The sequence below is a fragment of the Methanococcus mangrovi genome (assembly GCF_054506835.1).
In genome coordinates, this window is record NZ_CP197114.1 from 368839 (window position 1) to 389905 (window position 21067).

Sequence of the window (21067 nt, forward strand, 5' to 3'; positions counted from 1 at the left end):
TTTATGTCTTTTCAAACAAAAAACAAATTCCTATTTTAAAATATTAAAAAAGATTATTTTTGGTTAAATTTAATCGTTTAATTCTTTTCGAAAATTTAATATATCTGTCGGGGTAATTTAGTTTAATTATATTTTAAATAAAATTAGAACTGAAATATTATTATATTTATTAAAACATAGTTCTCAAATACTTTCGCAAAGATATATATCATATAACTTTTATATTACTCGAAATAACTAAATGGTGGTTTGATGGACAAAGATACTTCCGAATTAAAAAAAACGGATCTGATTTATGTAAATAATTTGGGTGCTAGTCTTGGCCCATTTGAAGTTATCCTAAATTTGGGAACTCAGGTTGAAAACAATATTATTAACTCTGCTAATGTTGTAATGAGCCCACAACATCTAAAGGTATTTGCTAAAACATTAAATAAAATGGTAAGTGACTATGAGGATATTTTTGGGCCCATACCTGAAGTTAAGGTAAATAGTGAGTCTAAAATTGTAAAAGGTAAGTAATATGGAAACATACTACAATGCAGTAGAAAACTCCCGAAGGACAGGTATTTCGTATAATTATAATGTTGAAACACCGCAAAAAGAAATATCTGCAGTGGTTGCAACAGAATCAATTAAATTAATCGAAGGAATTCACGAAAGAATATGTAATGGGTTTATGGCGCACTCATTGGCTTACCCTACTGAATTTATTCTTTCAAAAGAGTTATATGCCCACAACATTCTCGAAAATTTAGAAATTGATCTGATACCTTATGAATTGAAGTTATTGGCTTCCAAAGTTGCTCTAAATTTAGATGATCTGATCAGTGAAATGTGTGAAAATTACCGTATCGAAATAGATGGTAATGTGGACCTAAAAATGGGCGTAGTTATATTGTATCTTGAGGAAGATATGGTTGATAATGAATTTGAATTAAGAAGGGAGTTATTTACTAAACTTAAATCTAAAATGAATTTGGATACATTGAGCGGTATATCAATACGTATTGAGGATATTTAGATATTATAATGAGATGTAATTATGGATATGGACCCTAGAGATTTTTTTTGTATTGGGCATGCTATTCACGAAGGATTAAATAATAACCAATATCAAACTTACGAAAACGGGCTTATTAGGGTATCTCTTGGGCGATACTATTATTCCACATTTTTATATTTGAGGAACCAAATTATTTCTGGAGCCCCAAATACGAGCTACCAAACAAATTTAAAGTATTATTTTAAATATAATGGTCACCAGAACTTAATAATTTATCTAGAAAAACTTTTAAAAAATATGAGGTATTCGAATCCTGAAGAGGTATCCTCAAGCTTAGATAAACTACTTATATTAAGAAAAACTGCGGATTACGAACTTGATAAAGAAGTTACTCTAAGAACACTGAAGAAAGCAAAAGAACATCGTACATTTGTGCTTTCTGAGGTAAAAAGTGCCCTTATATCTTTTGGCAATCAAAATACAACAATGAAAGATGCAATGGATACGTTAGATATGCGTGGAAGATTACCCCCTGCTAGATGAAATGCCCTTACAAAATAAACTTAAAAATAAAAATTATTCTTTTTCATATTGTATTTTTTCAATTTCGTTACATCTGTTAAGTATTTCCAATCCTTTTTTAGTTAGTTTATAATATTTTTTGGGCATCCTCTTGTTCTCACTAACTTCTTTTAGTGAAACTAAGCCATTTTCTTCTATTTCGGCAAGTAATTTACTTAAATTACTTTTGTGGATGTCCAATTCGTTTAATATTTCTCCGAAATACATCTCACCACGTTCATTTAATAAATTTAAAACGTCTGTGGCATATGCTTTGGATAATAGTTTTAAAATACTCATAACGAAACCGTATACTTTTTTGAAAATCATTCATCAGCTTTAAAAATTATTAAACACTTTTTTCCATCTATCATATCTGGCTTTTTTTCCACATATTCGGGATTATCTAAGAATTCTAACTCAGTATTATTAAATGTAGTTCCTTTTGAAGTTCCTATTTTGATTATCTTCGATTTTGCCATTATATTACCCGTTAAACATTATATTATAATGTTCATTATTCGGGATATAACTACTTTTGTTATAATTTAGATACGTATAAATATTATAATAATTATATTAATATTTATTATAATAAATGTGGAAATAAGGTGAACCAATGAAAGAAATAGAAGAAAAAGTTCTGAAAAATCTAAAAAGCCACGAAGAGTTGAGCAATATATTAAAATCAACACTTTATAAAATGTCCTTAGAAGGATTTGAAGCATTCGAAGACTATAAAACTTACGCAAATCCGGATTCATTCGAAAATGCAGTTAGAAAAATCGAATGGGTCGAATTAGTTGAAGATGACAGGTTATCAGTTCATAAATTACAAAAAATCAAATTACCAGACCTTTCAACCAAAACCACAGAAATTATGTCAGAAGGCAATTTAACAATTGATCAGTTTTTGGTTGGATATATTGTCCCAGAAGATAAAGTGATTGAAGAAATAAAAGCTGGAAATGAACTATATTACGTAAAAGATGCTGATTTATTTTACAAAATCAATGTTGACGATTTTTAATTACCAAAACTCTCTTTTTACTGTTTTATTTTAAAATTTAATTAAAATAGAAGTTTTTATAAATTCCAACTTTTTCTAAAAATGAGTTAAGTATCGATTTATCAAGTTTTTCATCGCTTTCTTTTAATTTATTATATATTTCAGCAGCATTTGGAGAAAGAACTACTCTTACATCCTTCATAGTTCAAGCCCATTACGTACTACATTTCTTAAATTCACATTTGTATTGAATATCCAGGTAATTCCTTTTAAGGATACTGCAATTTTGTTACTTTCTTCCAAATATTCTAAAATTACCTTTAAAGTGTTGTGATTCACTTTTTTTGGAAGTTTTTTCTTCAATTCTGGGATTGTTATGATACTGTCTGCATCTTTCAATGTTTCTTCAACCATAAGAATTGTATTTAGGGTTGGCGAGTGTTGTAATTTTGATTCACTTACTGCCATATTTATCACCATTTGATACAAGTTGATAACTATTATTTACAAAATTGTATAAATAACTATTTAGTTTTTGAAATTTTATAAAACAGAATCTATCAAAAAGTAGTAAATTGATAGAAAATAATATATGTGATAATATCAATATCTATCAAAAAGTAGTAAATTGATAGAAAATGATAGTTGATAGTTTATGAAACTTCCAGAAATTCCAAAATATTCAAGAGAAAACATTGATATTGCAATTAAATACGTACCAAATCCGGAAATAATTGGTATTGTCCAAAAATACAATGAAAAGTATCTTCATTTTAACGAATTAAAACATAAATCACTTCCCGTAGACCCCGTTATAATCTGGACCATAATGAAAATGTTTAGAATGAATAATTTAAAATCAATACAATTTGGAAAATGGACATTTAATTATTCTTTAATCGATGAATTCATTGAAAAGCTGCATACTCTCGATAAATCGGCATCTGGAAACCTTTCAACTGCACTCGACTCTATTCCAAGTGAAAAAGAACGATATATTATAGATTCATTGATGGAAGAAGCAATTGCATCAAGCCAGATTGAAGGGGCAGTGACCACAAGAAACGTAGCAAAAGAAATGCTAAAAAAAGGTCAAAAGCCAAAAAATAAAGATCAGAAAATGATACTTAATAACTACAAAACAATGAAATATATCCTCGAAATAAAAAACAAAGAATTTTCTATCCCTGAAATACTAAAAATTCATAAACTTATCACTGACGGAACACTTGAAGACCCAGAATTCGTTGGAAAATTTAGAAAAGATAATGAAATTGGAGTTTATTCTACCGATGGAACACTTCTTCACCAACCTCCCGAATATGGACTGGTTGAATCATTAATGGAAGAATTATGTGAATTTTCAAATTCTAAAGACAAGTTCATCCATCCAATAATAAAAGGAATTATAATCCACTTTCTAATCGGATATATTCACCCATTTAATGATGGAAATGGCAGAACTGCAAGGTCCTTGTTCTACTGGTATCTTTTAAAAAATGATTACTGGCTATTTGAATATATGGCCATTTCAAGAATAATAAATGGATCAAAAGGGCAATATCGGGATGCTTATTTAAAAACAGAATCAGATACTTTTTATAACGACGATAAAGGGGATTTAACGTATTTTATAAAATACAACCTCGAATGCATCTGTAAATCGCTTGATGAAATCCTGGAATATTTGAGTAAAAAACAGGTAGAACAGAAAGAAATTTTAAATATCATAAATAAATCTGAAAATCTCAATCTGCGACAGGCGGAGATTTTAAAAGAGATTTTAAAGACTCCTGAAAACATAATTACGATTAAAGAAATCGTTACAACATATAATGTCGCATATGCAACAGGAAGAGCGGATTTAAACCACCTTGTGGAGTTAGGATATTTGGAAAAGAAAAAAGCTGGAAAAGAATTCATTTATATTTTAAAGAAACAATGATAGTTTACCCATTAATTATTAAATTACCAAGAATCTGATGAATTAAATGATTTATCAGCTGCCAATATTTGAACTATCACTATCTATCAAAAATTAGTAAATTGATAGATTTTGATAGTTGAGTACTGGTCCACTATTAAAAAAATTTTAACAATGCGTGTTGAAGTCTTAGGGTTGCTAAACAAAAAGCCAATTTTATATAAGAACTGTAATTTATGCATTATTTCTAAATTTAAAAGCCGTTTTTTCGTCGATTATAAAACATTTATTCTTATTTTCAAAGTAGATGGTGGAATCCTATAACTTAATATAATAGTCGAAATTGCCTCGACAATATGGTCAGAGTACAGGTCAAACGGACCTTCAAGTACCCTAACGTACCATGCAATTGGACTATTCAGGAGTTCCCATTTAGTTATTCGGGAATTATCCAAAGACTTAGAAAAGTATAAAAAATTTTTCGGTCTGCTAATCCCGTTACTCTCTGAGTAACCCGAGTTCAAATCTCGGTCTCCGCGTTTTTGATTTAACGCGCTTTTTTCCAGTATTTTACAAGACCCATTATAAATTTATGGTCTGTTCTGATAAATCTCCGTTTTTCAAACAAAATCAAAATTATTTACGAGTTTAGTATATGCCATTTAAACATTTTAAATTTTAATTTTTTATATAATTCGAGAAATATTGCAACAGACGTTAACTTTATAAACTAATTATTTTTAATGTATCGTGGTAAGAAGATGTCAAAAACTTTTTTTGATACATATAGACACGCCTTGTGTTAAACTTTCTTGCGAAACTCAATAAAAAACACAGGGTGAAGACATGATTACAAATAAAACCGAAAATTTAGTTCATACATTTTTTTATGTTTGTTTCATGGCCTTTGTAATGACCACGTACAATACTTCTTTAAACCAGGGTTTTTCTGAAGATACTCTTAAGCTAAGCTGGCTGAGTTTTCCCCTCACATTTTCAGTTGCATTCACATGTGAATACTTCTTTGTTGGGCGGCATGGGATGAAATTAGCGTTTAAACTACATCAGAATCATCACACGCCTTTTCAAAAAAGAGCTATAACTGCATTAGTTATTGTTACGGGAATGGCTTCCTTAATGTCGTTATATGGGTCCATTTTAGCAGTTGGTTTTTCAACAGATTTGCCGTTGCAGTGGAGCCATAATGTAGTTCTTAACTTTATATTTGCATATCCATTGATAGTATTTGTTGCAGGGCCGCTTGTAGGTTTTGTTTTCAGAAAAATTTTTCCAGAAGGAAGTCTTATTGATGTTGCAAAATGAAAATGAGTTTTAAATCCATTATTTTTTCTTTTTTTCAAAAAACTAAAAAATTCATAAATTGTCAGATTAACTGTTAAAAATTAATTTATTGAGTATTTAAAAATTAAAAATTGTATTTTAAAAAATTAAAAAAGAGTTTAATCGCATTCAGGATATATGACATATGTTGCCCAGTTACTTCCCTGAAACGTATTTCCTCCAAAGCAGGTGTCGTTCGCCCATGCAGTTTCACAGATGCAGTTATAGATTGGAACACATCTGTAATTGGCTTTTACAGCATCAATGTCATAGTCGTGCGTTGATAACGTATCATTTATTCTTATTTTTTCGATACATACTCCACTTGGAAGGTCGTAAATGTAGTTTATAAATGTATTTGCTACAGTTGCACCACCCTCGTTATTTATAGCAGTTCCTACGGGGTAATACGTTCCGTTATAAAATGCTTCAACGGAAATGCTTTCAACCCAGTATTTATTATGATTATAGGTTACCTCATAAATTTCTAAATCCGGGGTGGAATTATCTCCATCTCCACAGATGCTGCTATTAAAATACAATTCTATTGATCCCCCGTGTCCCAGGCTAGTAAATGTCTTTGTGCCTTGATTTGAACTATCACTTTCTCCAAGACATAATAATGGATTGTATCTCCACGATTCAGTTGAATCTGGTGAACCGTTAATATAAGTACTATAATTTACTGCCCAAGAGTCATTTACTGCTTCGCAACCGTAGCTTATTATTTCATCCCCTTCTTTGCAAACTACGGCATGTGCAGCAACAGTTATGTTTTTTGAAGTATCCAATTCACTGATATTAAGTGAGCCAGAATATCCGGTTAAACATGGATCTAATTCTGTATTGATTTCAAACTGTCCAACTTTAGGATTTCCTGTTTTCGTGATGTATCCTTTTGTATACCAGATGTTAGTTTTATCTGTTTCAGGAATTTCATTTAATGCGGTTAAGTGTACTTCACAAAGGTTCCATGGTGATATTATATTATAATTAAAATATAACGTATCTCCAATCACATCCAATGTCAAAGTTCCTACTTTTTCGTTCTGTCCTGCAATAAGGTCGTAATCTATCGCCACAGCCCCGGGGATTACTGAAAAGACCATGGAAAATAAAATAAATCCAACTAAAAACTTTTTCATGAAGACCCCCTCCAAAGTTTTCGGAATTTTTAAAAATAGTTTTTACTAAGTAATGGTAAATTAACCCCAATTTAATTATATATCTGGTAATATATAATTATATCCCAATTAAAAGAGTTTTAATCGGAATTATTAAAAAATAACCCTTTATAATAGATAAATTATTAAAATAAATCATAACAATTTATTTTTTTGTTGGAAATTAATATTATATTATTTAAATATGATTTGAAAAATCTTCAAAATTCTTTTTATTGTCTTTATATTGGTGTTATTGGATTTTTCAAAAAATGTTCTGAGTATTTCGTTTTTATTATTATTCACATAGTTTGATGATTTTTTTATAATTTCTGAAAAATAGGTGTTTTTCTAACTTTTTTTAACTTTAAATTTACTTTATTTTAACAGGAATCCCAGAAAACATTATGTATGTTTCGTCAGAAATATTAGCAATGTATTGATTAATTAAACCAAGCATGTCAATAAATTTACATGCCATTTTATTTGCAGGAGTTCCACCAAGGCCAATTTCATTTGAAACTATGATATAAGTAGCATCTGTTTTTAAAAGCCCATTTAATTCAGTTTTAGCTTCTTTGATACATTCATTAATGTCCTGATTATTATCAAAGAAAAAATTGGTCATCCAGAGAGTTATGCAGTCGATTAGTACAACTTTATTCTCAAATTTATATTTTGAAATGTATTTTTCTTCCTCGATATTTGTCCATTCATCTCCCCGATCAGATTTATGTCTATCAATTCTTTTTTTATAATCTTCGTCCCAAACTCTCGATGTTGCAAGATAAATAGGATTTTTACTAAGACTTAATGCTAAATCTTTGGCAAACGTTGTTTTTCCGCTTTTTTGCCCTCCTGAAACATATATTACTTTAGACATTTTATTTTACCCACTTGTTTTGTCGTTTAATTTTATCTTCTAAATCTTTCAAGTTTGGTGCAAATAATTCATATACTAAATATTTTATGTTTAAAGATTCGATTAATTCTTTTATTTTTTCATGTTCAAATGGGTCGTGATAGTCAATTTTCCCGATATGTTCACATACTTCTTTAAATAATTCATCTAATTCGCAAGCTCGATTTGTAATTTTTTGAGTTTTAATAAATTCTTTTACATAATTACCGGATAAAGAATAATTAAGATGCATGCCAAAGATGTAATCCTTCATTTCGCCTAAATTTTCAATTGTTTCAAAAATATATTCAATTGCTTCATTTTTGTTTTTAATTTCGAGATTTGTATTTATCAGGTGTCCTGTATCAAGTACAAATCCAACTTTTTCATATTTTATTTTATCAACAAGTTTTCGCATGTGTTTTTTATTATTGAGTTTTAGTCCTGGCCACCATAAATTTTCCAATAATAAATGGAATTTACAGTCAGTTTCCTCATCAAAAATTTCGTTTATCAAATTGATAGCTTCATCAATTACCTCTTCATCAGTATAATTAACATTATAGTTAAGTGAATCTTCCAAATCAACATGGCAAACATGCATTACAACATATTCAACATCCATTTCTTTTGCAGTTTTGAGTTCGCTCTTGTAATAATCAATAATTACATCTTTACTGGTGCCACCATATAGCGTAACAATATTTTCTTTAGAATATACTTTCGATAAAAGTTTATCTATATCCCCCCTGTAAAAATCAATCCAAGTCGGATAAAATCTCAAATGAAGTCCTTTAATAAAGTTTTTAGGTATTTCATCTTCATTCCACTGTCCAAATTGGAGTACTTCAAACCCGTCAAGATTATTCCGTTTTAAAAATTCCCCCATATTGTTATGATCATGCTGAAATTTTTCAAGATCGCCCTTGTAATTTGAAACATTTATTAGTTTATACATTTAAAATCCCCATAATTTTCTTTGAAATCAAATTCAGTAAAAAAATTAAATTCTTTAAATTTTAATCTTTTTTTCTCTTGAAACTACAAGATAAATAACGAGCAATCCTCCAACAATGTCAAGAACACTCCCTATTGGAATTACGCTTACTGGTCTATCAATATCCATCAAATACGCAAAAGGAAGGTTGTATTTAAAAGTTATAAAGTGGCATGTAAGCATTAAAAAAATGCCTGTAAGAAGCGTTGTTGGAACAAGCCACCTATGGTCTGACGTTTTTATTAACGGTCTTGCAATAAATGGTGCTGCAACCCCTACAAAATTTATTGAACCAACATAGGGCATTATCGATCCAGCCACAAATGCAGTTGAGGCTAATATCAATATTCTTATTTTTTTTACACTTAATCCAAAACTTTTTGCGTAAACTTCTCCAAATAACAGCGCATTTAATGGTTTTATTGATAAAAATGCACACAATGCAAATAATAAACTGCAAGTCCCAATAATTGGCAGGTCTTCAGGCCTGATTCCCGTGATACTACCAAGTGTAAAGAAGTAGTATGTCATAACTGATGCAGGATCAGCATTAGCTACTAAATAAGCCCTAATTCCCCCTAAAAAGTAGCTCATCAAAAGAGATACTACAATAATATCATTTACATCTTTTATTTTAGATGCGATAATTACCAGTATTATTATTGATATTAAACCTCCAATCCAACCACTAATTAATAATTTATCAGGGCCGAATGCGGCGAATAATTCTGAAAAACGTTCCAAAAATATTACAAATGATGCAAAAAGCAGAACTCCGCTTGTAATTCCTGTTGTATAAGGCGATGCAAGGAAATTCCTAAATAATGTCTGCAGCATTAAACCACACACTGAAAGACTGAGCCCCACAAAAACTGCGGTAAATATCGGGGGTATCCTAACGTTTTGTAAGATCATGTCTTTGAGTTCGTCGCCAGTTGTGTGTTCACAGATGTAATTGGTTATATCACCACATTCTATTGATTTTGCGTTTCCCCCGTAATAAATTCCTGCGAAAACCAACCCCAAATCTAACAAAAAGATCATAGAAATTAAAAAAATTTTATACTTCATTTTTCCGCCCTGATTTTTATTATATTCTCATCTTTTTACTTTTTAAGAATGAAATTATTACAATTGGACCACCGAGTAACGATAGAGGGCATAAAAGAGGTAATGGTACTGTAGCTTGAAATAATACGCCAGGTCTTGATAATATATCTGCTAAGATTACAAAAATGACACCCGTCAATGCAGTCATCGGTAATACAAAAAAATGTTTTGATGTGCCACATAAAAGTCTTGCAACTATTGGACACACTATTCCAACAAATGCAATAGGTCCTGCAAATGCAACTACGGTTGAAGCAAGAATGCATGACAACAAAACAAGTAGACTCCTGAATTTTTTAGTATCTACCCCGACACTTACTGCATAATTTTCCCCAAGTAAATTTGCATCTAAATTTTTTGATAGGAATAAATATGTCAATATAATGAATGGAATTATTACCAAAGTCATTGATTCGAGTTGAACCCATGTAAGGCTTGATATTGAACCCATACCCCAAGATAAGTAACCTGCAAGTTCTGAATTTTCCCCATCAACGTAACTACCTGTCGCAACAAGAATATCAGAAAAACCAGAAATTGCGGCACTTATCATCATACCACAGATTAAAAGTGTTGAAATTTGTTTTACAACTTTTGAGATATTTATAACAACGAACATGGCAATTAATGACCCTGCAAATGCTGCAATAATTCTTCCATATACAGAATGTGGAATGCCCATGTCAAAAAGAACCGATGTAAATGTATATAATACAACGCCTAATGAAGCCCCACTCGCAATTCCCATAAAATACGGGTCTGCTAAAGGGTTTCTAAAATACCCTTGCATTAATAATCCAGAAACTGCAATTGCTGATCCTACCAAAATACTTCCAACGATACGGGTCATCCTCAAATTTTTAATCATCAAATCTATTCCCGAATTTCCAGTGGATCCATCGAATATGTAATCTTTGAGATCTTCGTCTGTTAATTTAACACTCCCTTCAATAATGCTGAAATATGACAAAATCCCAATCAAAATTAAAGATAAGAAGAGGAGTACTGAAAATTTTTTAAGATTCAAAGAATTCACCTAAAATGGTTCCGTATTAAATTTTTAAAAAAAGTAAGATATAATCATATATATACTTAATTTATTTTTAAATTACATTCTAAATTTTAATTTAAAAATTAAAAAAAGTAATTGTTATTTGAGGTTATTATCCTGCAATTGGTTCGATTTTAGTGTGGTGTAAGAGATCGCTATCCCCGTTTGAATATAAATCAGGGTTGATCATTCTTGCATAATCGTCCATATATCCGATAGGATCAATTGCTTCTTGGATAAAGTAATCCCTATATGAGGTATAGAATCTTCCATTTTTATAGGACTTAAAATTTGCAAAATCTGGATTTACTAAAAGTAAATCTTCTGCAGTTAATACTTCACTGCCTGTGTATACTTTCATAATACATACATCTGCATTTTGAGCTCTTTCGTAGAATGTTTCTTTGTCAGGATAATTTGAAGAGGTTCCAGGAATGTCGTTAAATACATATTCCCCACCAAATTCATTTACCATCCTGCTGTAGTAGTGCTGAGCACCGTAAACACATGCAGTACCTTTTGAACTTGACCATGAGAAACTAACTACTGTAGGGTATTCTTCAGCAGTTGAAGCAGTTCTTAACAATTCATTTCTTTTCTGCCAAGTAGCTTGGAAATATTCTTCAATAGTTTCGGAGTTTTCATCGCCCCACAATGCTGCGGCAAATTTAGCCCATTCAGTTCTACCCATGAATGTAGGTTCATCGTATGTAAAACATCTACACGATAAAATGTTATTTTCAGCTAATTTTTCTTCCATTGCATCATGTTGGTCCCAATCTGCTAAAAATACTAAATCCGGATTCGCTTTGAGAACATTATCGTAGTTCATAGCACTGGATGATCCAATATCAAGTATTAAACCCGCATCGTATCTTGTTTGTAGTTCCGAAGAATATTTTACATAAGACTTAGGTATTACTTTGAGAGAATCATATATTTCGGTTTTATCTAAAATACATGCAGTAGAAATTATTGGGCAGTAAAATACTGTACCAACATTAGTTAATGGAACATCTAAAACAGTTGCGCCTTCAATTTCAGGGTCAGTTGCGCCTTCTTTTAATAAAACAAATTTATTATCTGCTGAATCTACAAGGTAGCAGTAACCTTCATCCCAGTTAGGGTCCATTTCAAATCGTTCTGAAAATACTACTGGATTCCTAAAAGTATCATAATTTTTAAATAAATAAACCACGTCAACAACGTTTACCGAGTTATCACAGTTTAAATCCCCAACATCTAACCCAACGTCTCTGTGTTTAAAGAGATAAACTACGTCTGCAATACTGATGCTGTCATCCCCGTTAACGTCCCCAATAGCTTGGGCGGAGATTGAAGGCATTAATGCAATCATAGCAAGCATTAATAGTGCCATTATTTTTTTCAAATTACCACCTTCGTAATAATAATATTAAAAATATATTACCAAATACTATGGTTATTGAGATAGTATTTAAAATTTATTATAAAAAATAAAAAAGTATTATAAAATAAACTTTAATAATAATTAGGTATTATCTTATCTTATAGCGTACAAAAATAAGTCCAGCAAATACCCCTGAAATTGCCGTAAAACAATAATATACTACAGATTCATCTGTTGATGAAACAGTTTTGTATATGACCTGATTTTCAACCCTTTTAACTTTATTGACCTCTAAAATAACTTTTGTATTATTCACATCAACATATTCTGTTGAATTGATAATAGTCGCTTTTTCTTTAAATTCAACATTTTCGTCAAAACTCCATAAATAATACCCAATATCTATATCATCAGACGTAATCGATGCTGGAGGGTAGTACAAAACATTCCACTTTATTTTACCGGATTTAGTGACATTTATAGGAATAATTAGGTTTTTAGTTTCACCCATACTTAATAATACATTATAGGATGAATTTAATGGATCATACTCATTGTAATCTACAAATTGAATATATGCATTTACATTGTAAGTTAATGGATTATTTAACGTTAAATTTAGGTACAGTGTTTTATTTTCGCCTTTACTTCCCACTAAATTCGTATTTGACAGCCTGTACGAAATAGGTGAAATATCTACAAGTTCGATAATCCCTTTTGATGTATCACTTGCATTCAAAGTATCCATTACTTTGCATTTTACATAATATCTCGAATAATTGGAATATGTATGAATAGGTTCATCTTTGGTGGACTCTGTTCCATCACCAAAATTCCATTCATAGTCCAAATCATCTAAATCATCATCTTTATCATTGCTAAGTGGATAAAAATGAACTTGGTTGTTATTATATACATTATAAAAAATTTTAACTGATGGCGGAGAATTCTGACTTTTTTCAACAATATTTACATCTAAATCTTTTGCATCAACGGAAAGTTTTGTTTCATTGAAATATGCAGAAAGATTTCCAAATTGAATAGTTGATGAAACATTTTCATTTATTTTTGAACGTAATTTAAATTCTAAAATACTAAATGTGCCGTTTGTACCATTATCTTCCATTGAAATATTAAAATAAAGATAGCTTTCATTCAAAGAAATATCTGACGAGTCTAATTTATTGTAAACGTCTGAAACGGTCGGTATTTGGTATTCAGAAACGTCAAATAAAGAGTCATTAATAAAAAGATAACCTGAAATATTTGTTATATTTTTGTCGTAATTACATACTTTTAATTTAACTTTTTTAGGGCTCCCGATAATAAGTTTTGTTTCAGTATTATAATCATTATCAACGTAAAACATTAATCCTGAGTATGTTGAAGCGTCTATTGATTCTTTTTCCTCAATTATGGATATATTTTGTAGTTTTACTCCGTTTACATATAACTCGCTTGAAATATTATAATTTTTATTGTTTACAATTACTGGAAACCTTAAAAGTTCAAACATTGTTTCATTTTCAGAAATTTCATTTGGAACGATAAAAAATGAAAAATTATTTGAATTTAACTCGTAATTGAATTTAGAACATAATAATTCCGAGATAGATGGATTTTCAACAATAGATACATTTTCAAAAGATAGATAACCTGAAATATTGTTTATAGGAGTTTTAACCCCTTTGAATGATAAAACAGCATCTATTTTTTCGTCAGTTTTGTAATCTTCCAAAGTGATTTCTGCAACAGTTTGATTTAATGGGTTTACAGAGATATTTAAACCATTTATCGATATATTTTTGTACTCTGAACCATCAGAATCTGAGATTGCAGTTTCTGACATCGTAATTTCTGACTTACCTTCGTTTAACGTATTGAATTTTACTTTTGCAATTTCTATGGTGCCGCTGGGCGGAGTAATAAACCATGCAAGTTTTATTGTTCCATCAGACTCTTTTACCTCACTATAATCCGCATTTAAATTACCATCTAATTCAATATCCGATAAAGTTAGTAAACTATGATCATAAGTTATTTTTAGTTCGATTCCACCACATTTTTGAGTTACCGGAACATTTTCAACAGTCAAGTCTAAATTAAAGTTATCGCCCACAAAAAAAGAATCTGAATTAGATTTTAAGTTCACTGAAATATCTTCTGAAAATACCTGTGATATCGCAAAAAAAAGAATCAATAGATAAAATAAATATTTTCTCATAGAATTCTCCCTCTAAAAAATAAACCAAACATGGCACCCGAAAGAATACTACCCAAAAAAATGGATACCAAAAGAACTGGATTTATACCGCCCTCATTTTGAACAATTACAGTAATATTTGGGGATATTTCTTCTACATCAACTTTTTTTACGATTACTTCGGGTTCTTTTTGATTGGGAACTACGTTAATGTTGTAGACTACATTAGACCCCGAAAGTGCCGTAGTTTCTTCAAAAGTTCCTTCTAAGTTTGTAGGCCCCTCATAAGAACTTATACCATTAACTTTGATTTCTGAACCGTAAAATTCAGTTTCAGGATATTCAACCCTTGTAGTTCTTTCATCATCCGTGTCTGCCGTTCTTTTACCCCCATTATATTGACTGCCTAAGTTTGAAGCCAAACATCCGGATAGGTCTAATTCTGTTGTAGATTTAGCAATTGGGTTAAATACGACCGTTCCAATGAATATTGAGTCATCATACCTGGTTTCATCAAAGGTTATTGACAGATAAAATTCACCGTCTTCGAACTGGTATTCTTTCCAGTCCATTTCCATGCATGATTCACTCCAGTTAAATTCGACTGGCTCCAAAATATCGGTTGAATAATTAATAAAAACATCAACTGCCGCACAACCCCCATCTTTTTCATACCCTGCTAAATTTGAGCCATCATAGCCTTCATCTAAACTATTTTCAGGAGGGATATTTTCAACGCTGATATTAAAATATAATAATTCACCCTCGGTTTTTGTTTCTTCGGGAGTAAGTTTTAAAATAAGATTATCAGATGCAAAATTTTCACTAAACATTAAAAACATTAAAAAAATGGAAAAAAAGATATATTTATTCATTTAACCACCGAAAAAGAAATTTAAAATACTTTTGATCAGATCCAATAATGAATTATTGTTATTATTTTCTAATTCGGGATTTACCAAAACATTTAATTCTTTTTTGACCGTATCAACAGGTATGGCGTTTCCATCCGTGTCTGCACATTCTGATACAAACGTTAACGTATTACTTCCAGAATTTAATGCCTTTAATTGAACAGTAAATGCATGGAAATCCTCGTTTACAGGTTCATCAAACACGGTGAATCTGTTCAATACCCCCGATTTAGTTGTTTTTATTTCATAAAACTGACCTGCTTTTTCACTTATCTCACTATTTTCCGTTACATTTATTATTTCAAAGTTATCCTGTTCTTCTAATGGAATTTTTAATTCGCATTCAAATCCACAAACTTCGATATTATTTTTTACATTAACTTCGATAGTGAATACTTCCCCCGCAGTAATTTCTTCGGGCATTTCTATTTCTAAACCAGTGTTGCTGGCAAAATTTGCAGGCAGTACTAAAATTGACAGTATTACCAATAAAAATGCTTTTTTCATAAAATCCCTCCATCGTATCTACTTACAATACTAACAAAACTTCCGAATTTGGTGGCATGTTTTGTTTAATAGTTATATTATTCCAGTTATATTTATTAAGTATAAATTAGACTTTAATAACTAATCATTTAACATGTATTAAAATAAGCATGAAGAATCAGCAAGGCATCATTTTTCGTTAATACTTATTTCAAAGTTAGATGATATTGTATGCATAAAATATAAATATTAATCCTTTTGTAATATGAAATTTGTTTTTATTATTAATATGTACATATAAAATACATTAAATTATGCAGTAACCAAAATACGTTAAATTTCACGAAAATTTAGTAATCGAATAATGACAATATTTTTGAAAATTAAACGGTATTTTGGGTTTTACTGTGTGTGTCAATTATTTTCTAAAAAAATTTTAAGGTGGTATTGTTTGAAGTTCAAACTAATTGTTACTTCGATTTTAGCACTTCTGGCGTTAAATGCATGTTTTGCCACGAGTGTTGAATTAAATTCCAGCAGTCTAAGCATTGAAAATGGGGATACGTTTAGTTTAGACTTGTTGATTAAAGATGCGCCTGAAACTTGGGCTTTTGAAAATGCTAATCTAAATTATGACAAAAATATCTTAAATTTAACGTCTATTACACTTAGCGAAGTTTCCAGTTCAGGAATGGCCGATAAAAGAGTATCTGATGGATTTATATCCATTCTATGGATGTCTAGCCAACCAACTGGGAATTTTACAATTGCTACGCTATCTTTTGAGACCTTAAGTAGAGGAAATACCCAAATTACATTAAATCCTACTTTGGCAGATTCAGAAGGTGAAGTAGACATAAATGTTACAAATACTGACGTTTCAGTATACGAGATATTACCAGACTTGGTAATTACAAATGTTTCAATAGATCCATTAAAAAAATATGAAACAAATACTGTTTTAGTAACTGTTTTAAACAACGGAACTCTTAATACAAGTGCATTCAACGTTTCATTGGAAGCAGTTACGGGAGTTATTGATTCAGATGTTGAAGAATCAGTTGCAGGATTAAATATTGGAGAAAGTACTGTTGTTATGTTTGAAAATATAACATTGGGTCCAAACAACCTGTTTGATATTTACGTAGATTCTGAATACGCCATTGAAGAATCTGATGAAACAAACAATGAAATTTCATTTGGTAATCAGCCTTCAGAAAACGCAATTTCAGCAGTTTTATCCTGTGAAAACGATTCTGTAAAAACTGGTGAAACATTTAATGTAACATTCTCATTAAATGATTTAACAGCAAACAGGCCTGCAAAAGCTGTTGAAGGAGAATTAGTTTTCGATTCAAGTGTTTTATCCTGTACTAATTTCAAATTCCAGTTAAATGCATCAGAAGCTAACGAAACGTATTTAGAAAATGTAACAATCGGTAGTGGAGTAGTTACATTCAGTATCGTTGATGGAACTATCGATGAAAATACAACGATTGCTATCGCAACCTTTGAAGCATTAGCCGTTGGAAACTCAGATATTTTATTAGAAAATCTCGTTGTATCTGATGTAAACGGTTACGCATTCAACAATGTAAGTGAAACAGAAACGAACATGATAGTTCAAGGTCCAGACGTTTCAGTCGAAAACGTTGAAGTTTCGAACCCCTACTACATGGAACCTGCAATTATCAAAGTTACTGTTGCAAACAACGGACACCAAACTGTAGAATCATGTGATGTAAACGTATACATTGATTCTGATGAATTAGCTCCTTTAACCGTAACCGATTTGGGAGTTGGTGAATCAAAAATCGTGGAATTTAATTGGACTCCTCAAAAATCAAAAACATTCACAGTTGTTACCGTTTTAGATTCTTCAGATGCAATAAGTGAAGAAAACGAAAATAACAACCAAAATACAACACACTACACAGTTTCAGAAAACGCAATTTCAGCAGTTTTATCCTGTGAAAACGATTCTGTAAAAACTGGTGAAACATTTAATGTAACATTCTCATTAAATGACTTGACAGCAAACAGGCCTGCAAAAGCTGTTGAAGGAGAATTAGTTTTCGATTCAAGTGTTTTATCCTGTACTAATTTCGAATTCCAGTTAAATGCATCAGAAGCTAACGAAACGTATTTAGAAAATGTAACAATCGGTAGTGGAGTAGTTACATTCAGTATCGTTGATGGAACTATCGATGAAAATACAACGATTGCTATCGCAACCTTTGAAGCATTACGGGCAGGAAGCCCAGTTATTTCATTAGAAAACCTTGCAGTATCCGATTTAAACGGTTACGCATTCAATAACGTAAGTACTGAAAATACGGGCATTATAGTTGAAGGTCCAGATGTTAAAGTAGAAAGCGTTGAAATTTTGGATGCTTACTACATGGAACCTGCAGTTATCAAGGTAAATGTATCAAATATTGGACATCAGGCAGTAAATTCGTCTACAGTTAAAATATACATTGATTCTGACGAATTAGACCCTTTAACAGTAACGGAGTTAGGAATTAACGAATCAAAAATCGTGGAATTTAACTGGACTCCTCAAAAATCAAAAACATTCACGATTACAACCGTTTTAGATTATTTAGATGAAATCGGCGAAGAAAACGAAAATAACAACCAAAATACAACACACTACACAGTTTCAGAAAACGCAATTTCAGCAGTTTTATCATCAGATAAAGAAACCGTGGGTACCAAAGAAACATTTAATGTAACATTCTCATTAAATGATTTAACGGCAAACAGGCCTGCAAAAGCTGTTGAAGGAGAATTAGTTTTCAGTTCAAGTGTTTTGACCTGTACTAATTTCAAATTCCAGTTAAATGCATCAGAAGCTAACGAAACGTATTTAGAAAATGTAACAATCGGTAGTGGAGTAGTTACATTCAGTATCGTTGATGGAACTATCGATGAAAATACAACGATTGCTATCGCAACCTTTGAAGCAGTGGATATTGGAAACCCAGTTATTTCATTAGAAAACCTTGCAGTATCCGATTTAAACGGTTACGCATTCAATAACGTAAACGAAACAGACGTTAACGTTACAGTTTATGGCCGTCCAGACGTTAAAGTCGAAAATATTGAAGTTTCAAACCCATACTACATGGAACCTGCAGTTATCAAGGTAAATGTATCAAATATTGGACATGAATCAGTAGATTCGTGCACTATAAACGTATCTGTTGATGTTGATAAATTAGCTCCTTTAACCGTAACCGATTTGGGAGTTGGTGAATCAAAAATCGTGGAATTTAACTGGACTCCTCAAGAATCAAAACCATTCACGATTACAACCGTTTTAGATTATTTGGATGAAATAGGTGAAGAAAACGAAACAAATAATCAATACACTGAAAATGTAACTATAACTGAAAGACTTATTTATATAGAGATTTATAAAAAATCAGAAACAGAAAACCAGACAATCGCTTCAGTAAAATTATCAGGCATAGTGGAAGAAAGACAGTGTAACAATTATAGTGTATATCTTTCTCTTGATAATTTAGAAGCAGTTGAAATTAATGCAATCGGAGAAACCACAAACTGGTCAGTTACAAACAATACTTTGTTTATAACGGGATATGAATTCACCGAATATGGCGAATTTGAAATAGCAAATATTACATTTAACAGAACTAACAATTCGATTTCAGCAATTATCTCAGAATGCGCATTATCCGATGTAAACGGTTACGCATTCAATGAAATATTCACTTCAAACAAAATTTTAAACTTAAATTCAATCGAAAATATTGTTGTGGGCAGTGATGTTTCAGAACTTGTAAATGAAAGTGCTCTTGAAACAGCAAACAACGGGAAATTTAATGTTACAAAAATATATTTCGACAATGGTGACAGTATCTGGATACCAGAAGTTGTTGAAAATATATCCATTACAAATGAAACATTAGACGCAATGAATGAAGCAATTTCAAATCTTGGAAACATTGATTTTGATTCAATAACTTCTGAAGACGACGCTAATGACATTATGGATGAAGTTATAGCGAATATGGTCGTTGTTTCAAACTATGGATTTGACGTATCGAATATTACCCAAGAAACTGTAACTGATGGAACTAACGCAGTTTCAGAATTAAGATTCACTGCAACCAACACAAGCAGTAAAGGATTTTTAATATTAAGGCTTCCAGTTGGAGAATTGGAAATATCTGAAATAATTGTAAACAATGGAACAGCTAACATCTCGTTAGAAAAAGATGACATTGAAAGTACAATTGGATGGTACAGAACCCCAGTTGATGGAATTCTCGAAATAACATTAATTAAAGATCCCGAAGTTACAATAAAATTCGTATCTGCACTTCCACAAAGTACTTCATCAAGTTCATCCAGAAGTGGCGGTGGAAGTTCATATTCCGCAGACATTGCTGACGACATCGAATCAAAAGTACTTAAAAACTTTGTTTCAAGTGCCTCCGTTATATACGGAAATGAAATCGACATGGGATATGCAACCCAATTAAGGGAAAGAGTAACAAATGCAAGCGGATTTACAATTTACGGAAATACAATAATTGTTGGTGGACCGGAAGTAAACGCATTTGCAAGAGAATACAACAGTCAGTTTGAAATTCCAATTTCAAACGATGTTCCTGGAGAAAACAGAGGAATTATTCAAGTTATGACTATTCAGGATAATTCAGGAACTGTAATTAAAAGTTACACTATTGTATATATTGCAGGTTCTGACAGATTCGGAACACTATCTGCATTAGAATACTTTAAAACTTTGGATGAATTGCCAGAATGGCCAATAACCGTTGAATGGACACAAAGCGGTCCGGTTTTAGTTTAATAACTTATTTAAAATAATATTTTTATTTTTTTGAAAAATTTAAATTTAGATTCTGAATATTAATGTCTTTTTTTATCGAAACTATTATAAACGTGAACCATAATACTTTTAAAAAAATTATAGTATTAAAAAATAAATATTTGTTTAAAGTATTACAAAATAATATCATTTTTAATAATTTATTCA

At 30.9% G+C, this 21067-nt stretch carries 20 protein-coding genes and 1 pseudogene; 8 read left to right on the forward strand and 13 right to left on the reverse strand.

Annotation, left to right across the window (positions count from 1 at the left end; genetic code table 11):
• The first annotated feature begins 252 nt into the window (after nt 1-252).
• Genes ACS5L2_RS02030 through ACS5L2_RS02040 form a run of 3 tightly spaced genes read left to right on the forward strand, consistent with a single transcriptional unit; the run spans nt 253 to nt 1549 of the window.
• On the forward strand, nt 253-522 hold the full coding sequence (locus ACS5L2_RS02030) for a DUF3467 domain-containing protein (protein WP_459202100.1): 270 nt from the start codon (nt 253-255) through the stop codon (nt 520-522).
• Between the two features lies 1 nt (nt 523).
• Nucleotides 524-1024 (forward strand): hypothetical protein, encoded by a 501-nt coding sequence (locus tag ACS5L2_RS02035; RefSeq protein WP_459202101.1) that lies wholly within the window; start codon nt 524-526, stop codon nt 1022-1024.
• Between the two features lie 21 nt (nt 1025-1045).
• Nucleotides 1046-1549 carry a hypothetical protein gene (locus ACS5L2_RS02040; protein WP_459202102.1) on the forward strand — a complete coding sequence of 168 codons (504 nt, stop codon included), beginning with the start codon at nt 1046-1048 and terminating at the stop codon, nt 1547-1549.
• 33 nt (nt 1550-1582) lie between these two features.
• Here the strand turns inward: ACS5L2_RS02040 and ACS5L2_RS02045 are convergent, their stop codons facing one another.
• Both ACS5L2_RS02045 and ACS5L2_RS02050 read right to left on the reverse strand, forming a co-directional pair.
• On the reverse strand, nt 1583-1867 hold the full coding sequence (locus ACS5L2_RS02045; RefSeq protein ID WP_459202103.1) for a MarR family transcriptional regulator: 285 nt from the start codon (nt 1865-1867) through the stop codon (nt 1583-1585).
• Between the two features lie 26 nt (nt 1868-1893).
• Nucleotides 1894-2049: a hypothetical protein gene (locus tag ACS5L2_RS02050; protein ID WP_459202104.1), complete on the reverse strand. Its 156-nt coding sequence runs from the start codon at nt 2047-2049 to the stop codon at nt 1894-1896.
• A 137-nt stretch (nt 2050-2186) separates the two neighbouring features.
• On the opposite strand from ACS5L2_RS02050, the gene ACS5L2_RS02055 reads away from it, so the two are divergent.
• Complete coding sequence (locus ACS5L2_RS02055) at nt 2187-2597, forward strand: hypothetical protein (RefSeq protein WP_459202105.1); 411 nt, start codon at nt 2187-2189, stop codon at nt 2595-2597.
• A gap of 37 nt (nt 2598-2634) precedes the next feature.
• Here ACS5L2_RS02055 and ACS5L2_RS02060 read toward each other — a convergent pair whose 3' ends face one another.
• Together ACS5L2_RS02060 and ACS5L2_RS02065 are read right to left on the reverse strand one after the other, a co-directional pair.
• Entirely contained in the window at nt 2635-2778 is a 144-nt protein-coding gene (locus tag ACS5L2_RS02060; protein ID WP_459202106.1) for a hypothetical protein, read from the reverse strand.
• Nucleotides 2775-3044, reverse strand: coding sequence for a hypothetical protein (locus ACS5L2_RS02065; RefSeq protein ID WP_459202107.1), 270 nt, complete (start codon nt 3042-3044; stop codon nt 2775-2777). Before ACS5L2_RS02065 ends, ACS5L2_RS02060 begins: the two co-directional genes overlap by 4 nt.
• 187 nt (nt 3045-3231) lie before the next feature.
• Here ACS5L2_RS02065 and ACS5L2_RS02070 point away from each other — a divergent pair, with 187 nt between their 5' ends.
• The 3 genes and pseudogenes from ACS5L2_RS02070 to ACS5L2_RS02080 all read left to right on the forward strand — a co-directional run bounded on the left by ACS5L2_RS02070 (nt 3232) and on the right by ACS5L2_RS02080 (nt 5823).
• Nucleotides 3232-4521, forward strand: coding sequence for a Fic family protein (locus tag ACS5L2_RS02070; protein ID WP_459202108.1), 1290 nt, complete (start codon nt 3232-3234; stop codon nt 4519-4521).
• 891 nt (nt 4522-5412) lie between these two features.
• Nucleotides 5413-5472 (forward strand): annotated as a pseudogene (locus tag ACS5L2_RS02075) (hypothetical protein); the annotation flags it as partial.
• Nucleotides 5473-5541: 69 nt separating this feature from the next.
• A complete protein-coding gene (locus tag ACS5L2_RS02080; RefSeq protein ID WP_459202646.1) occupies nt 5542-5823 on the forward strand; it encodes a DUF2798 domain-containing protein in 282 nt (93 codons plus the stop codon).
• A 137-nt stretch (nt 5824-5960) separates the two neighbouring features.
• On the opposite strand, the gene ACS5L2_RS02085 is transcribed toward ACS5L2_RS02080, so the two are convergent.
• The 9 genes from ACS5L2_RS02085 to ACS5L2_RS02125 form a co-directional block, all read right to left on the reverse strand.
• Complete coding sequence (locus ACS5L2_RS02085) at nt 5961-6986, reverse strand: hypothetical protein (RefSeq protein ID WP_459202109.1); 1026 nt, start codon at nt 6984-6986, stop codon at nt 5961-5963.
• Nucleotides 6987-7377: 391 nt separating this feature from the next.
• The gene (locus tag ACS5L2_RS02090; RefSeq protein ID WP_459202110.1) at nt 7378-7887 is read right to left on the reverse strand and encodes a bifunctional adenosylcobinamide kinase/adenosylcobinamide-phosphate guanylyltransferase; all 510 of its coding nucleotides are present in this window, start codon (nt 7885-7887) and stop codon (nt 7378-7380) included.
• Between the two features lies 1 nt (nt 7888).
• Nucleotides 7889-8863: a TIM barrel protein gene (locus ACS5L2_RS02095; RefSeq protein ID WP_459202111.1), complete on the reverse strand. Its 975-nt coding sequence runs from the start codon at nt 8861-8863 to the stop codon at nt 7889-7891.
• 54 nt (nt 8864-8917) lie between these two features.
• Nucleotides 8918-9973, reverse strand: a complete 1056-nt coding sequence (locus ACS5L2_RS02100) for a FecCD family ABC transporter permease (protein WP_459202112.1) — start codon at nt 9971-9973, stop codon at nt 8918-8920.
• Nucleotides 9974-9992: 19 nt separating this feature from the next.
• Complete coding sequence (locus tag ACS5L2_RS02105) at nt 9993-11039, reverse strand: FecCD family ABC transporter permease (protein ID WP_459202113.1); 1047 nt, start codon at nt 11037-11039, stop codon at nt 9993-9995.
• A 136-nt stretch (nt 11040-11175) separates the two neighbouring features.
• On the reverse strand, nt 11176-12453 hold the full coding sequence (locus ACS5L2_RS02110; RefSeq protein WP_459202114.1) for an ABC transporter substrate-binding protein: 1278 nt from the start codon (nt 12451-12453) through the stop codon (nt 11176-11178).
• A 127-nt stretch (nt 12454-12580) separates the two neighbouring features.
• Nucleotides 12581-14656 (reverse strand): PKD domain-containing protein, encoded by a 2076-nt coding sequence (locus ACS5L2_RS02115; RefSeq protein WP_459202115.1) that lies wholly within the window; start codon nt 14654-14656, stop codon nt 12581-12583.
• Entirely contained in the window at nt 14653-15510 is an 858-nt protein-coding gene (locus ACS5L2_RS02120; protein WP_459202116.1) for a hypothetical protein, read from the reverse strand. Before ACS5L2_RS02120 ends, ACS5L2_RS02115 begins: the two co-directional genes overlap by 4 nt.
• A complete protein-coding gene (locus ACS5L2_RS02125) occupies nt 15511-16056 on the reverse strand; it encodes a cellulosome anchoring protein cohesin region (RefSeq protein ID WP_459202117.1) in 546 nt (181 codons plus the stop codon).
• Nucleotides 16057-16486: 430 nt separating this feature from the next.
• Here ACS5L2_RS02125 and ACS5L2_RS02130 point away from each other — a divergent pair, with 430 nt between their 5' ends.
• Nucleotides 16487-20881, forward strand: a complete 4395-nt coding sequence (locus ACS5L2_RS02130) for a CARDB domain-containing protein (RefSeq protein ID WP_459202118.1) — start codon at nt 16487-16489, stop codon at nt 20879-20881.
• Nucleotides 20882-21067: the final 186 nt, after the last annotated feature.